Here is a 15552-nt window from a genome sequence, read left to right as displayed (position 1 = left end):
TGGTGGACGTTTTGACCGATAGCGCTGCGCGTCTTATCAGGCGCGCAAGGGTCGCTACAGCACTTTGAATTGCTTTACGTTTTTATCCTTTGATTGAATGCGATCCAAGGAAACATGCAGTAGGCCGCAAACAAAAACCGGCCGCAGGGAACGACCGGTTTTTGCACTGGAGGAATTCGGGAACACTTAGCTGCGGGCGATGATTTCTCGCCCGTCGATTTTCATCGCAACGCCAAGCCGGCCGGTGGAGCGGCGAACCAGGAACCGTGGCCGGCGGTCGGCGAAGAAGGAATGGCGGCGTCGCGGCTTGATCGGCGCGGTGCGCACGTCGCCGAGATGCTCTTCTAAAGCGCGGGCCACACCATCGGCTTCGACCATCAGCATCGGGATGCGATAGGCTTCTGCCCAGGCGCGCCAATCGGCAGCTATGTCGGAAAGATCATGTGCGACGAGCAACGGAACGCAAAGGTCCGGATCGTCATGATGAAGTTCAAGCGTCACTGTAACGTCTCCGTCGCCGTGGTCGATCGCGCGTGCCGCGACCCCTTTGAATGCCCGCGCCGGCAGTGCGATCGAAAGCGGCAGGCCGCTTGATGGTAGCACCTTGCGCAGAACCGCGCCACGCTCGTCCAGGCTGATCGTGACATTGCCCGAGTGGCCACGCAGGACGTAGCTTGCCTGCTGAGGAAAACGCTTCGGATCGAGCCGGAGCGTATTTTCGACCCATGCGGGTTGAGAGAGTGTATTGCGCATTTCAATCGCCCTTGTTTTTCCTTGAGAGCCGATTTCCGGTCTTCTCTTCGGGACTTTTCGTCCTCTATGGGCTGGAGAATAGGCGGCCCCCCTTCCGACCGACTTAAAAATCGCGGTTAAGAAAACTTTGCGTTTTTCGATGGTTAGCAAAAGCCGACCGGCCAAGGTTTCTGTTTCGTCAACAGGGTCATCGGCATTTGTCGTATCGTTGCCGAGGCCGGGCGAAAAGCCACACACAAGCCTGTCGTGCAATCATGCCGTGTCAGAATTCTGTTTCGGGGGAGGGTGTGACCCGCCCCTTGAGTTAAGCGACGGGGCAGCAGGCATGGTTTCGACCTATCTCAACTACAGCCGGATCACGAGCGATTTGAGAACCAGTCTCAATCGCGTGGCGGACCAGCCGCTGGTCGCGCGCGAGGCCCAGTACTACAAGGAAAATATCGGCAACGTGAAAACGGTCGACGCGTTCCTCGACGACTATCGCCTCTATGCCTATGCCATGAAGGCGTATGGCCTCGAGGATATGGCCTATGCCAAGGCCTTCATGCGCCAGGTGCTCGAAAGCGATCTCAAGGATAAGGACAGCTTTGCCAACCGCCTGACTGATGAGCGCTACCGCAACTTTGCCGAGGCGTTCAACTTCAGCACATCGTCGGCCACCGCACAGACGACGGCGCAGCAGGACGCGCTGATCGGTCTCTACAACGAACGTGTCTCCAATCTCGACACTGTTCTCAAAGGAGACAACGCCTATTTCAATGCGGCGATGGACCTTGTCACCAACGTCGATCAATTCCTTGGAAATGAACGTTTGCGTTCCTATGCCTTCGGAATCTTCAACATCGACAAGCGCAACTATTCCTATGATCAGGTGCGGTACGCTTTGACCAGCGAGCCGGCGGATCTCGCCAACTCCCAGACCGCGGCGCAGACGCGGCGCACCGAAGTCACCAAGACGCTGACCGATCTGGAGACGCGCGAAACTGCCGTAAAAGACATCAGCACGCTGACCGCACAGCTCGCCGCGGCTGCGGAGGCCGACAAGCCGGCGATCCAGGCGCAGATCGACGCCAAGAACGCCATTGTCGCCGATCTCAACACCAAACTGCCGCCACGCGGCGATCAGTCGAATGCACTGGCTTCGCAGCTTTCGACTGAAGTGGGCCTGTTGACGCGCCAGATCAGCATGCTCGATTCGTATCGCCAGTTGAACGCCGCGTTCAACTTCGAGCCCGATGGCAGTGTGCCGGCGGGCGGCAAGGCGATCACCGAAGAAAAAAAGAAGATGCTGAATGAGGCTTACATCTTCAGCAGCCCGCGTCTGACGCCGTCCGGCGCCGTGCTCAACAGGGATTACTTCGAGCAGAAGATAGGTTCGATCACCACGGTGGCCGAACTCGTGGCCGATACGCGCATGCTCAACTATGTCAGAACGGCCTTCGGGCTGCCTGCGACAGCCGTCGGCGCGACGATCGAGAACATTCTCACCAGCGACATCAACGATCCGAACAGCTACGTGAACAAGTTCGGTGGTGAATACAACAAGGCCTACAAGGCTCTGCTTGCCGCGTTCAATTTCAAACCCGACGGCACATTGCCGGCGGACACCAAGCCGCAGACGGCGGCGCAGACCAAGACGACGACCGACGGCTACATGGTCCATTACAACGACGCTGACGATGAAGACGACGAATCCAAGATCGGCCGGTACAAACTGCAGATCAAGACGCTGAAAACGGTCGATGATCTCATTGGCAACAGCGAATTGCGGTCGTTCGTGCTGAGCGCGTTTGGTCTTGAAAAAGAGGATCTGACGCCGCGCAGGCTCAAGCAGATTCTGACAAGTGATCTCAACAATCCGACAAGCTACGCCAATTCCCTGCGGGACGAGCGTTACACCAAGCTGGTGAAGGCGTTCAATTTCAACCCCGACGGCACGCTCGGCGCGCCGAAGCTGGCGCAGAACGAGGCCGACATCGTCAATATGGCCAAGGCCTACATCGTCGAGAAGTCGCGTTTTGGCACCGAGGAAGAAAAGAAAACCGCCAAGACGAAGGCTGAAGAGGAAAGCAAGTACTATACGACGCAGATCCAGAAGGTCGAGACGCTCGACGATTTTCTGAAGGACAAGCGGCTCGTTGATATCGTGCTCATCGGCGCCGGCATCGATCCTGAGGGCGTCAAGACCGACTACCTCAAGCAGATGTTCGCGTCAGATCTCGACGATCGCAAGAGCTTTATCAACACCGATCCGAACGGCTTGAAGTATCGCGAGATCGTGTCCGCCTTCAATTTCGACAAGGACGGAAAGATCGTCAGCGGTGAGGCCGGACAGATACAGACCCGGCGCGGTCTGATCACCACCATCGATCTTTACCTCAACCAGACGCTCGAGGAGAACGAAGGCGCGGACAATGCCGGTGTTCGCCTGGCGCTCTATTTCAAGCGCAAGGCATCGGAAATCACCACACCCTACGATCTGCTCGCCGACAACGCGTTGATGCAGGTCGTCCGCACCGCCTACAGCATGCCCGAAGGCATGGCGAGCGCCAAGATCGAGATGCAGGCCGCCTACATCGAACGCACGATGGATATCAAGGATCTCCAGGATCCGGACAAGCTTGAAAAGCTGCTCCAACGCTTCACCGCGTTGTACGACGTCGAGAACAATACCGACGTCTCTCCCGGGCTCGCCATCCTCACCGGCGGCAGCGGCGGCGGCATCAGCGCCGATGCGTTGTTTTCACTTGCGCAGTTGAGGTCCGGCGGGCGGTAAGCCCTGCGCCGTCAGTCCGCCCGCAACACCTTGTCGGGGTTCATGATGCCTGCCGGATCGAAGGCGTGCTTGATGCGGCGCATCAGCTCGATCTCGATCGGGGAGCGAACCTCGACGAGTTCGTCGCGTTTCAATTGCCCGATGCCGTGTTCGGCCGAGATCGAGCCGTTGTATTTCGCGACGATGCCATGAACGATGGCGTTCATTTCCCGCCAGCGATCGAGAAAGGCCTGTTTGTCGGCGCCGACGGGCTGCGAGATGTTGTAGTGAATGTTGCCGTCGCCCATATGGCCGAAGGAGCAGATGCGCGCTCCCGGCATCGCCCGCATGACGGCGGCGTCTGCTTCCTTCATGAAGGAAGGGATGCTTGAAACGGGAACGGAAACGTCGTGCTTGATCGAGCCGCCTTCCGGCTTCTGCGCCGGCGACATGCTTTCGCGCATGTGCCAAAGGGCCTTGCGCTGTTCCTCGCTCGTGGCAATCACTGCGTTTTCGACCAGGCCGGCGACAATGCCCTGCTCAAGCAGTTCATGCACCATGCGCTCGGCACTTTCGGCGGAATCGGAGGTGGAGATGTCGATGAGCGCGTACCAGGGGTGAACCGTCTGCATCGGATCGCGCACGCCAGGAATATGCCTAGCCGTGAACTCGACGCCGAGCCGCGGCATCAGTTCGAAACCGGTGAGCGCCGTCCCGCAGAGGCTTGATGCCGTGCCGAAGAGGGCAAGTGCATGCTCGACGCTGCCGACGCCGGCAAAGGCCACCTGATGGCCAAGCGGCTTCGGAAACATCCTGAGGACGGCACCGGTGATCACGCCGAGCGTGCCTTCCGCGCCGATGAAAAGATCGCGCAGGTCGTAGCCGGTATTGTCCTTCTTCAGCCGCCGCAGCCCGTCCCAGACCTCGCCGGTCGGCAGCACCACCTCAAGCCCGAGGCAAAGCTGGCGCATGTTGCCATAAGCAAGCACCGCCGTGCCGCCGGCATTGGTCGAAAGGTTGCCGCCGATGCGGGCCGAGCCTTCCGACCCCAGCGACAGCGGAAACAGCCGATCGTGGTCGTTGGCCGCCTTCTGAATATCGGCGAGGATACAGCCGGCATCGGCAACGATAACGTTGCCGACGGGGTCGATGTCGCGAATCCGGTTCAGTCTCTGCAGTGACAGGACGATGTCGGCCTTGCCCTCGCGCGGGATCTGCCCCGCCACGTGGCCGGTGTTGCCGCCCTGAGGAACGATCGCCGTCCGGGTTGCGCTGGCAAGCTTCATGATGCGCGACACTTCCTCGACCGCACCGGGGCGAAGCACCATGGGCGTGGTGCCCTTGTAGAGTCCGCGGGATTCGACGAGATAGGGGGCAAGGTCAGCCGGGTTCGTCAGCGCATTGGCGCTGCCGACGATGTCGATGAAGGAGGCGATCAGTTCGGGAGAGGGGAGCGTAGTCGTCATGGCCCTGCCTTCGCAAATGCGCCTGGCGGCGCTCAGTATCTCGGTCAGTCTCTGGGGGCGGCCGCGCGTTGCAGCCGGTCAAGGATTGCTTCGCCCAACCCTTCGGATGGGATCGGGCCGAAGGCGATGGTCGCAGCACCGCTGGCATCTGCCCTTTTCATATAGTCGAACAGATTGGCGGCTGCCTCGCGCAGGCTGCCTGCCGGGCTGAGATCGAGCACGATCGCCGCATGCTCTTCGCCGGGGAGCGCTGTGTTGCCGAAGCGGATCAGAGCTTCTCCCGGGCGCACGTCGCCGGCGTCGAGCCGGACCGCAGCGCCCGGCGCGTAGTGCGAGGCGAGCATGCCCGGAGCCTCGATTGTCGCGCCGGCACTTTCGGGTCTCGACACGGCAAGGCCGGTCAGATTTTCGATGTCGAGGACGTCGAGACCGCCTGGGCGCAGCAGGCGCAACGTCCCGTCCTCGACCTTGATGATCGTCGATTCAAGTCCGATCTCGGCCGAGCCGGCGTCGAGAATGAGCTTTAGGCGCGGGCCGAGATCGGCGTCCACATGGGCAGCGCTCGTCGGGCTGATCTTGCCCGACGTATTGGCGCTCGGCGCGGCGAGCGGTCGGCCGAAGCGGGCAATCACGCGGCGGGAGAAACCGTCCGGCATGCGGATGCCCAGCGTGTCCAGACCGGCCGAGGCGAGCGCATGCACGGTGCTGCCAGTGCGCTGGGGCAGGATCAGCGTCAGCGGGCCGGGCCAGAAGACTTCAGCCAGACGCCGCGACAACGGGTCGAACGTCACATGGGCTTCAGCCATCGCCATGTCGGACACGTGCGATATCAGCGGGTTGAAGCGAGGGCGCCCCTTCATCTCATAAATGCGGCTGATCGCATCCGGGTTGGTGGCATCGGCGGCCAGGCCGTAGACCGTCTCGGTGGGAATGGCGACGGGCTCGCCTTCGGCAAGCACGGCGCAGGCGCGCTCGATCGCGCGTTCCGGCTCGGTCCGTGTATCGATGATTTCGGCCATGTCGCTTCCGTTTCCCTTTCGAGGTCTCCTTAAAGGAGCCACGAGGAAAACAGAACGATTTTCTTCAGGCGGAGCGTGCCGGTGGCTCAGAGGCTGCGGATGATGCGCCGCAGCGCATCGTCGCGCGCGCCGAGCATCAGAACGTTCTTGAGCGCGACCTTCGGATCGTCGGTGCGAAACAAGAGCCCGTTGTCGCTGACGCTGCGATTGATGGTCATCTGGCCTTCCTGCGCATCGGGTTCGATCGCGACGGCGAAATACATCCGGGAATAGCCGGTCTGGATGCGTTCGAAAAAGTGTTTTTCGTCGCCGAGATCGCAGAAGAAGTTGGCGAAGTAGAAGGACCAGGTGACGTCCTTGGATTGGGCGAGATGTGTTCTCGCCGCCGTCACATGGCAATAGCCCAGATGCGGCCGGCCGGCGAGCGTGCGGTGGAAGATCATCTTGGGAAACTGGATCGAGGTATGGAAGCCGTTCATCCGCTTGTGCGTCGTTTCGCCGGCGGTCGTCAGCTTGTGGCCGGTGCGCTGGGCAACCTCGTCGTAACTCAGATAACGCCGTTCGCGCTGCGACCATTGCCGCCTCTCGATGCGGCCGGTGCGCAGGAACTCGGTATGGACCGCCCCTTTGGGAGCGATCGTTGGCAGCTTCTCGGCTGCGGCGTCGTAGTATTTGAGCTTTGCCATGGACTTCAATGCGCTGTTTGCCGGTTCGGCCGGTTTCTCCGTCAGGCGACGCTAATGCATTATGGTTAATGGAAGATTTCATTGCGCCCGGCAGGAAGGATGAGCCGACGGCGCGATAGATGTCGCAAAATGGCGAAGGCTTCGCGCTTTCGCGCCGGCCTTGCCGGAAAAATCGACAACTGCACAATCTTTGGCCTATCTTGTTGTTTATAATGATAAATGACCAGACTTGTGGTGTTTCTGACACGCGATGCGCTGTGTCGTCTTTCTGGAATCCGATGTCGTTAACCGGCAGCTGCGACGAAGGCTTCCGCGATTAGATATGTCTACTCAAGGTGCCGCCTTTTAGGGAAGGCGGAGAATTGGGAAGCCGGTCAAATCCCGGCGCTGCCCCCGCAACGGTGGTGGAGCGAAAGCCACGGCACAAAGCCACTGGACGGGTTCGTCCGGGAAGGCGCCGGGCTGGTCCTTGCGGACAGCTCCTGAGCCCGGAAACCAGCCTTGACACGAATAGACCGTAACGGGTTGCGGCGGGCAGCCGGATCGGAGCCGTCATCGCACAGGCAATGCGCCTGCGTGGGTTCCAGTCCTGCCTCTCCGAAACAAGGCGAACGAGGACAGGACATGGACATCAAGGGCGATATGCTCCGCAAGCTGAAAGGTCGACGCGACGGCTACAGCCTCGACCGGGCCTTCTACATCGACCCGGACTACTACAGGCAGGATCTCGAAAGCATCTGGTACAAGGACTGGCTGTTCATCGGCCACGACTGCGAGGTCCCGCGCGCCGGCAACTATTTCACCGCCCAGGTCGGCGATTACCCCGTTGTCATCGTCCGCGACCGGCAGGGCACGATCCGCGCGCTGCACAATTCCTGCCGCCACCGCGGTTCGCGCGTCTGCTCGCAGCACAAGGGCTCATCGGCCAAGCTCGTCTGTCCCTACCATCAGTGGACCTACGAGCTCGACGGCACGTTGCTTTTTGCCCGTCAGATGGGCGAGGATTTCGACAAGGCCGCCCACAGCCTGAAGCCGATCCACTGCGAAACGGTCGGCGGCTACATCTTCATCAACCTGTCCGAACAGCCGATGGATTTTGCCCCGTTCCGCGACATGGTCGCGCCCTATCTGGCACCACACCGGCTCGGCGAAACCAAGGTCGCGTTCGAAAGCACCATCATCGAGAAGGGCAACTGGAAGCTCGTCTGGGAAAACAACCGCGAGTGCTACCATTGTGCCGCCAACCACCCCGAGCTTTGCCGCACCTATCCGGAAGCCCCGACGGCGACCGGCGTGCAAGGCGCCAAGGATGATCCGGTCATTGCCGCCCACTGGGCAAAATGCGAAGCGGCAGGGCTTCCGAGCGAGTTCCGCATGTCCGCAACCGGCCAGTTCCGCTCAGCGCGCATGCCGCTGATCGACGACGCCGAGAGCTACACCATGTCCGGCGCTCGCGCCGTGCGGCGGCAACTATCGGCAGATGTCAGCCAGAAGCATATCGGCACGCTGCTCCTGTTCCATTATCCGTCGACCTGGAACCATGTGCTGGCCGATCATGCCATCACCTTCCGCGTTCTGCCGCTCGGGCCCGAGCTGACGCAGGTGACGACCAAGTGGCTGGTCAACAAGGATGCCGTTGAGGGCGTCGACTACAATCTGGAAGAACTGACGCACGTCTGGACGGAGACCAACGATCAGGATCGCCAGATCGTCGAGGAAAACGCCTTCGGTATCCGCTCGCCGGCCTACCAGCCGGGGCCTTATTCGCCCGATCACGAAGGCGGCGTGATGCAGTTCGTCGAATGGTACTGCAAGTTCATGGAGCAGCGCCTGCAGGGCGAAGCCGCTCCGCTCTTCCGGGTTGCCTGACATGCAGATGGCATCCTCTTTCCATCACTTCGATGAACTCCATGTCTGGATTGACAGGCAGAACATGCTCGAATGCATATCCGCGGTCGTCGAGACCGCTGATGTGATGACCTTTACCTTCCGGCCCGAGAGGCCGGCCTGGTTTCGCTATCTGCCCGGGCAGTTCGTCACGCTCGAACTGCCGGTTACCGACGACGAGCCGGTGATGCGCACCTACACGCTGTCGTCGACGCCGTCGCGCCCTCTGTCGATCGCCGTCACCGTCAAGGCGCAGGCCGACAGCATCGGCACGCGCTGGATGTTCGATCACCTGAAGCCCGGCATGCGGCTGAAGGCCTTCGGCCCGCTCGGCGATTTCAGCTTCGTGCGCCATCCCGGCGAAAAATACCTGTTCATCTCGGCAGGCTCCGGCGTCACGCCGATGATGTCGATGACGCGGTGGATGGCGGACTGCATTCCGGAGACCGACGTCACCTTCATTTCCTGCGCGCGCCGGCCGGACGATCTTCTCTTCCGCTCGGAACTCGAAGTGCTGGCGCGGCAGATGTCGGGGCTGAACCTCGGCTTCGTGGTCGAGGGGCATGAGGCCCGGCATGGCTGGCACGGGCTGCGCGGCCGCATCGATGGCGCCAAGCTGCCGCTGCTCGCGCCCGACTTCATGGAGCGCACGGTGTTCTGCTGCGGCCCCGAGCCGTTCATGCGCGGCGTGCGCGAGCTTTTGACGGCGGCCGGTTTCGACATGAGCCGCTACCACGAGGAAAGCTTCCAGCCGGCCGCAGCACCGGCCGCCGAGGAGATCGCCGTCAGGGCAGGGGCGACAAGCGACGCCGACGCTCAAGGCGCCAAGGTGGTGTTCACCATGAGCGGCAAGGAGATCGAGGCCAAGCCCGGCCAGACGATCCTGCAAGCGGCACGAGCCAACGGTGTGCGGATCGGGGCTGCTTGCGAAGGCGGCATCTGCGGCACCTGCCGGGTAATGAAGGTCGCCGGCGACGTCGAGATGAACCACAATGGTGGCATTCTCGATGACGAAATCGATGAGGGCTACATCCTCGCCTGCTGCTCGCGCCCGCTGGGAGACGTGCAGATCGAAGCCTGAAGCCACCTGATGGTCGCGGGGAGGATGTTCTTCCCGCGATCGGCCCTGTCAGCGGCTGGCCGCGGCCGCGAGCCGCACCGCGCGGTCGTGCCGGCCGAAATCGATCGATCCGGTCGCCATCATGTCGACGCCTTCGCCGGCGGCGCTTACGGCTTGCGCGCGGCTGATGAGCAGGGGCTCCTCGATCGTCGCCATTGCCCGGGCCGCGCTCAATACGCCGGCCCCGTCATCGGCTTTGGCCATGAGAACGAGTGGCATCGGTTTTTCCGGCAAGAGGTCGCCGCCCGCCCAGACCGATCGCAGGCTGGCACTGGTCATCGCGGCGACATTGACGTCGATATCGTCGAGCGTGCCAGGCACCCGATAGGGACAGCGGCGTTTGCCGCAATTGATCCCCGACGAGAATTGCCACAGTGCATAGCTGTCCCAGTTGCCTATCGGAAAGACATTGCGGATATCGGGCTTGTAGCGGGCATACCAGAGCGGCAGACGTGAGAGCAGCCGATGTTTGGCACGGTTGGCGGCAATGTATTTCGCCGTGACGTGGTTGGTATAAAGCATCGGGTAGCGGCCGGTGCGGGTCTTGATATGCCCGGCAAAGATCGCCGCATCCTCGAGCGACATGTATTTGTCGGGGTCGATGCCTTCGATATCGAGCACCATCAGCTCGTCGTCGCGTGGCTCCGCATAATCGAGGAAATGGTTGGCCTGATCGACCGGGTTGCCGGGGCGGGCGAGATGGTAGGCACCCCACAGCAGCCCATGGGAGCGGGCGATCATCCGCCGAGTCTGATAGAGCTCGCGGCTGACGGCGTACTTGCGCCACATCGTCCTGCAATGGGCGACCGTGTCGCCGCCATGATCGCCGGTGCAAGAGAAACTCTCCGGCAGGCCGTCGGAGGCCTTGGCGATGAAGCCGGAAATGCGCTTGTCGGCGAGCATGACCTCCCAGTCGATGCTGTTCATCTCATAGGCATCGACGATGATGGCGTTTGATTTCGTCTTCCAGGGCTCCAACTCGCCGGCGCGTACGTTCGTCGCCGCGAAAGCCAGACCCAGAAGGGTCGCGAGGCGCAGAATCATCCGTACCGTGGAAATATGCCGCTTTGCCATTCAGTGAGATTGCCGACTCTACAGTTAATGGATCGTAAATCCCAGTCCCCGAGCCGACTGTGCTTGAGACTGTGGCGAATGTATAGAGACTTGTGGCTGTATATCAGGGACGCCTACTATTGCCGTCATTTCGCCCGGCCATTGCCCTGTCTGCGGCGTCACAGAAACGCAAGGGGCCCATCATGGTTGGGAAGCCAACTTCTCACGATGCTCCGTCGCATCGGCGGAAGTGCAATTTTTCGTTCCGGATCATGGAACAAAACCCGTCACTTAGGCGTTGATCGACGATTTCGCTTCTTTCGACCAAGCGACGCCGGCGAGCGGTGCCGAAACGGGATGAGATCGCACAGAACTCGTGATGGTGGTTCGCAGGCGCCGGAAGCGCGGATGGCTCTTATGGAGGGTTATATGAGAACAATGACAGGCAAGTGGTTCGCCGCAGTGATTGCTTCGGCAGTCTTGATGACTTCGGCCGCACCGTCTCAGGCTTTCATGCCGGCTCCGCCGCGTGTCGAACGGCAGAGTGACGCAACCGAGATCCAGTATCGCCGGCCAGGATATGAACGTCGCGGCGGATATTATTATTACAATGGCTATCGCGGTTATAACTATCGCCGTCCGGGCTATCGTTATTACAATGGCTGGTGGTACCCGATGGCGGCCTTCGGCACAGGGGTGATCATCGGCGGGGCGATTGCCCAGCCACCGCGCTACGAGCGTCCAGCACCTGCCTATGGCAGCCGTCACGTGCAGTGGTGCTATGACCGCTATCGCTCCTACCGTGCTTACGACAACACCTACCAGCCCTATGGCGCGCCGCGCCGGCAGTGCTATTCGCCGTATAGCTAAGTGGGTAGACGAGGGAACAGCGACGAAGGCCGGGCCATTGTCCGGCCTTTCTCATGTCGGCCAAGGTCAGAGAATGCCGATCCGCCTGAGGATCCACCAGGCAAGACCCATGGAAAGCGCGATGAACAGTGCGGCATAGAGCGTGCCGCCGCCGTCGGCGAAGGGGAGGGCGCCCGTGTTCATGCCGAAGAAACCGGTGACCAGCGTCGGCGGCAGCAGGAACGCGGTCATCAGCGACAGAATGTAGAGGTGCCGGTTGGTTTCCGAGGAAATCTTGCTGTCGATCTCCTCATGCAACAATCGGGCGCGCTCCTGCAGTGCGAAGACGTCGCGGTCGACAGCCTCCAGCCGATCCGAAAGGCGCTCGGTGACGTCGATGAAGCCGGGCGGCACCTCGTCTTCCTCCGACGCGCCGGCGCGGCGAAGCAGTGCGAGGATCGTGCGCAGGTGCCGGTGAAGGCGAACGACGGTCCTGCGCAACGGTGCCAGGCCCGGTTGCTGCCGGTGGCCGGCCTCGCCGTAGACATGGTCCTCGATGACGTTCAGTTCTTCGGTGAGTTCGAGCACCAGCGAGATCAGCGTGCGCTGGAATTCCACCACAAGCATCTCGAAGAGGTCGATCGGCCGGGCGCATTTCGTGCTCTTTTCGACCGCGGCCTTCACCCGGTCGATGCTGCGCAGCGGATGCAGTCGGGTGGTGATGATCACCCTGTCGCTGACGGCGAAATGCAGCCAGCCGATGGTCTTCGTCACCGCGTCGAAAGTGCGCTCGAAATCGACCAGTGTCCCGTGCACGACGTCGTCGGACACGGTGATGGCCGCCTGGGTGTCGTGGCTCGTCAGCGTCGTCACCGCGGTGGGCGGCAGGTTGCCGATCCGCTCGATCAGGCCTGGCGTGCGCGCGTCCGACAGCGCCAGATGCAGCCAGATCCAGCCATCGCCCTTCAGCAGGCCATCGATCGAGGCATCGTTGGCGATGCGCTGGCATCGGCTTTCGCCTGGCAGGAAGCGGTAGGCCCAGACGAGCCCGGGTATTTCTGGGGAAATCAGGTTCATTTGAACGCCTTGGCGAGAGCCATCGTGACTGGCTTCTATGCGCCGTTGATGACAGTTTTGTTACGGTGCCGGCTGCACCGGCAGCCATCAGTCAGTGGCTTGAATTGACGTTGACGTTTACGTAAAAATCAATAGTGTTCGGCCAAACAAAGATGCGCCGGCAGCTGCGAAAGCGCCCGGTATCTGGGAGGATCATCATGTACAAGGCACCCGTTGACGAGATTGCGTTCACCTTGAAACACGTGGCCGGCATGGCCGGCGCGCTGGAAAGCGGCGCTCTCGGCGATCTTGGCGAAGATCTCGTCGATGCGATCCTGTCGGAGGCCGGACGGTTCGCGACAGAAGAAGTGGCGCCGCTCGGCCACATCGGCGACAAACAGGGTTCGCGCCTTGTCGATGGCAAGGTCCAGACACCGGACGGCTGGCGTGATCTCTACCACAACTGGATCGGCGGCGGCTGGAACGGGCTGACGGCGCCGGAAGAATTCGGCGGCCAGAACCTGCCGCATATGCTGCATGTCGCGGCGATGGAGATGTGGAACGCCGGTTCGATGGCGTTTGCGCTCGGGCCCACGCTGACCATGGGTGCGGTCGACGCGCTTGAGAAGCACGGCTCCGAGGCGCTGAAGGCGACGTATCTGCCGAAGATGGTGTCCGGCGAATGGACCGGCACCATGAACCTGACGGAACCGCATGCGGGGTCCGATCTCGGCGTTCTCAAGACCCGGGCCGAGCGTCGCGACGACGGCAGCTATCGCATTTTCGGCCAGAAGATCTTCATTACCTGGGGTGAACACGACTTTACCGACAACATTATCCATCTCGTGCTGGCGCGGTTGCCGGATGCGCCTGCGGGCACCAGGGGTATTTCGCTGTTCCTGGTGCCGAAATTCCTGGTGAATGCGGACGGTTCGCTCGGCGAGCGCAACGATCTGTTCTGCCATTCGCTGGAGCACAAGCTCGGTATCCACGGCTCGCCGACCTGCACCATGATCTATGGCGACGGCAAGTTCGGGCCTGAGAAGGGGGCTGTCGGCTATCTCATCGGCGAGGAAAACCGTGGCCTTGCCTGCATGTTCACGATGATGAACAACGCCCGTCTTGCCGTCGGCATGCAGGGCGTGGCCATTGCCGATGTGGCAACCCAGAAGGCGATCGCCTTTGCCAAGGAGCGCACCCAGGGCAAGGCGCCCGGCTGGTCCGGCCAGGGCATGAGCCCGATCATCGAGCACCCGGACGTTGCCCGCATGCTCTTGACGATGAAGGCTCTGACGCAAGGGTCGCGCGCCATTGCCTATGCCTGCGCCCACGCGGTCGACATGGGCCATGCGGCAGCCGGCGAAAAGGCCAGCTATTGGCAGGAGCGCTCCAGCCTGCTGACGCCGATCGCCAAGTCCTTCGCCACCGACGCCGGCGTCGATGTCGCCTCGCTCGGCATCCAGGTTCACGGCGGCATGGGCTTCATCGAGGAGACCGGGGCTGCCCGTTATCTGCGCGATGCCCGCATCGCCCCGATCTACGAGGGCACCAACGGCATTCAGGCGATCGATCTCGTGACCCGCAAGCTGCCGCTTTCGGGCGGCGCGCATGTGCGCGGCTTCATCGCCGAGCTGCGCGAGATCGCTGCGGCAGTCCGCGCCTCCAACCGCGAAGGTTTCGGTGAAACGGCATCGCGGCTCGATGCGGCGCTCGACGCTCTTTCCGATGCGACGGAATGGCTGCTTGCGGCCGTATCTGCCGGCCAGCTCTCCGAGGCGCTCGCGGGTGCGACCGCCTATCAACGCCTCTTTGGCCTCACCTTGACCGGCGCTTATCTCGCCAAGGGCGGTCTCGCCGAGGCGTCCGATGGCAAGGATGAGCAGCGCATCGCGCTCAGCAGGTTCGCCGCGGAAAACATGCTGGCGGAAACCTCCGCCTTGAAGGATCTTGTCGTTACCGGTGCCGACAGCCTCGCTGCTGCGCGCGCCGTCTTGGGTTGAGGGGAAAGATCATGACCGACCAGGTTCTTGTCGAGCGTCCGGAGGCCTATCCGGGCGTGCAGGTCATCCGCCTCAACCGGCCGGAAAAGAAGAATGCCATCACGCGCGACATGTACGCGAAGATGACCAATGCCCTGACGGTCGCCGGCAGTGACCCGGCGGTTCGCGTGACCGCGTTTCTCGGCACGGACGGATGCTTTTCCGCCGGCAACGACATGGCCGACTTCCTGGCGTTCGCCATGGGCGGCACCATGGGCACGGAGGTCATCGATTTTCTCAAGGCTCTCGCGAGCGCCGCCAAGCCGGTGGTCTCGGGTGTCGACGGGCTTGCGATCGGCATCGGCACGACGATCCATCTGCATTGCGATCTGACGATCTCTTCCGCCCGCTCGGTGTTCAAGACGCCCTTCGTCGATCTGGCCCTGGTGCCGGAAGCGGCTTCGAGCCTGATCGCCCCGCGCATCATGGGGCATCAGCGCGCCTTCGCCCTGCTTGCCGCCGGCGAGCCGCTGGAGGCGCGCGATGCGCTCGAGGCCGGCCTCATCTGGAAGATCGTCGGCCAAGATGCGGTTAAAGACGAGACGCTGTCGCTCGCCGCCCGCCTTGCCAAGAAGCCGCCGGAGGCGCTCCGCATCGCCCGCGATCTCGTTCGCGGTGATCGCAGTGACGTTCTCACGCGCATCGACGAAGAGGCAAAGCACTTTGCAGCGCAGCTGAAAAGCGCCGAGGCAAGGGCGGCTTTCGAAGCTTTCATGCGCCGCTAAGTCTTTGCCAGGCGTCATCTTCAAAGCCTGAAATGCAAAGACGGGGACTGCAGATTAGCCGCCCCATTGTGAAGATCGCGTTGCTGCCGGCATCCCGAACTCGCATATGCCAATTTTAATCGCTTCTTAAATAGCGATCGCTAG

12 protein-coding genes and 1 riboswitch are annotated in these 15552 nt (G+C 61.7%); of the genes, 6 read left to right on the top strand and 6 right to left on the bottom strand.

The window, feature by feature from the left end; translation table 11 throughout:
- Positions 1 to 186: 186 nt before the first annotated feature.
- Complete coding sequence (locus BLJAPNOD_RS19200) at positions 187 to 753, bottom strand: DUF6101 family protein (RefSeq protein ID WP_077498095.1); 567 nt, start codon at positions 751 to 753, stop codon at positions 187 to 189.
- Positions 754 to 1078: 325 nt separating this feature from the next.
- On the opposite strand from BLJAPNOD_RS19200, the gene BLJAPNOD_RS19195 reads away from it, so the two are divergent.
- Positions 1079 to 3529: a DUF1217 domain-containing protein gene (locus BLJAPNOD_RS19195; RefSeq protein ID WP_115420824.1), complete on the top strand. Its 2451-nt coding sequence runs from the start codon at positions 1079 to 1081 to the stop codon at positions 3527 to 3529.
- A gap of 11 nt (positions 3530 to 3540) precedes the next feature.
- Here BLJAPNOD_RS19195 and BLJAPNOD_RS19190 read toward each other — a convergent pair whose 3' ends face one another.
- The 3 genes from BLJAPNOD_RS19190 to BLJAPNOD_RS19180 form a co-directional block, all read right to left on the bottom strand.
- Positions 3541 to 4974, bottom strand: coding sequence for an FAD-binding oxidoreductase (locus tag BLJAPNOD_RS19190; protein ID WP_115420823.1), 1434 nt, complete (start codon positions 4972 to 4974; stop codon positions 3541 to 3543).
- A 44-nt stretch (positions 4975 to 5018) separates the two neighbouring features.
- On the bottom strand, positions 5019 to 5993 hold the full coding sequence (locus BLJAPNOD_RS19185; protein WP_115420822.1) for an L-threonylcarbamoyladenylate synthase: 975 nt from the start codon (positions 5991 to 5993) through the stop codon (positions 5019 to 5021).
- 86 nt (positions 5994 to 6079) lie between these two features.
- Complete coding sequence (locus BLJAPNOD_RS19180; protein ID WP_115420821.1) at positions 6080 to 6679, bottom strand: DUF6656 family protein; 600 nt, start codon at positions 6677 to 6679, stop codon at positions 6080 to 6082.
- Positions 6680 to 6995: 316 nt separating this feature from the next.
- Positions 6996 to 7198: riboswitch (cobalamin riboswitch) on the top strand.
- Positions 7199 to 7303: 105 nt separating this feature from the next.
- On the opposite strand from BLJAPNOD_RS19180, the gene BLJAPNOD_RS19175 reads away from it, so the two are divergent.
- Together BLJAPNOD_RS19175 and BLJAPNOD_RS19170 are read left to right on the top strand one after the other, a co-directional pair.
- Entirely contained in the window at positions 7304 to 8548 is a 1245-nt protein-coding gene (locus tag BLJAPNOD_RS19175; RefSeq protein ID WP_115420820.1) for an aromatic ring-hydroxylating dioxygenase subunit alpha, read from the top strand.
- A gap of 1 nt (position 8549) precedes the next feature.
- The gene (locus BLJAPNOD_RS19170) at positions 8550 to 9647 is read left to right on the top strand and encodes a hybrid-cluster NAD(P)-dependent oxidoreductase (protein ID WP_115420819.1); all 1098 of its coding nucleotides are present in this window, start codon (positions 8550 to 8552) and stop codon (positions 9645 to 9647) included.
- A gap of 48 nt (positions 9648 to 9695) precedes the next feature.
- Here the strand turns inward: BLJAPNOD_RS19170 and BLJAPNOD_RS19165 are convergent, their stop codons facing one another.
- Complete coding sequence (locus BLJAPNOD_RS19165) at positions 9696 to 10760, bottom strand: GH25 family lysozyme (RefSeq protein WP_199565965.1); 1065 nt, start codon at positions 10758 to 10760, stop codon at positions 9696 to 9698.
- A gap of 417 nt (positions 10761 to 11177) precedes the next feature.
- Between BLJAPNOD_RS19165 and BLJAPNOD_RS19160 the strand changes: the two genes are divergently transcribed.
- Entirely contained in the window at positions 11178 to 11609 is a 432-nt protein-coding gene (locus BLJAPNOD_RS19160; RefSeq protein WP_171986761.1) for a BA14K family protein, read from the top strand.
- Between the two features lie 66 nt (positions 11610 to 11675).
- On the opposite strand, the gene BLJAPNOD_RS19155 is transcribed toward BLJAPNOD_RS19160, so the two are convergent.
- Positions 11676 to 12665 (bottom strand): transporter, encoded by a 990-nt coding sequence (locus BLJAPNOD_RS19155; RefSeq protein WP_077498086.1) that lies wholly within the window; start codon positions 12663 to 12665, stop codon positions 11676 to 11678.
- A gap of 197 nt (positions 12666 to 12862) precedes the next feature.
- Here BLJAPNOD_RS19155 and BLJAPNOD_RS19150 point away from each other — a divergent pair, with 197 nt between their 5' ends.
- Positions 12863 to 14644, top strand: coding sequence for an acyl-CoA dehydrogenase (locus tag BLJAPNOD_RS19150; RefSeq protein ID WP_115420818.1), 1782 nt, complete (start codon positions 12863 to 12865; stop codon positions 14642 to 14644).
- Positions 14645 to 14655: 11 nt separating this feature from the next.
- Entirely contained in the window at positions 14656 to 15408 is a 753-nt protein-coding gene (locus tag BLJAPNOD_RS19145; RefSeq protein WP_115420817.1) for a crotonase/enoyl-CoA hydratase family protein, read from the top strand.
- The last annotated feature ends 144 nt before the right edge of the window (positions 15409 to 15552 follow it).

Source organism: Ensifer sp. M14 (assembly GCF_003355565.1).
In the GTDB taxonomy this organism is placed as follows: Bacteria; Pseudomonadota; Alphaproteobacteria; order Rhizobiales; family Rhizobiaceae; genus Ensifer.
This window is presented reverse-complemented; position numbering and strand designations above follow the sequence as displayed.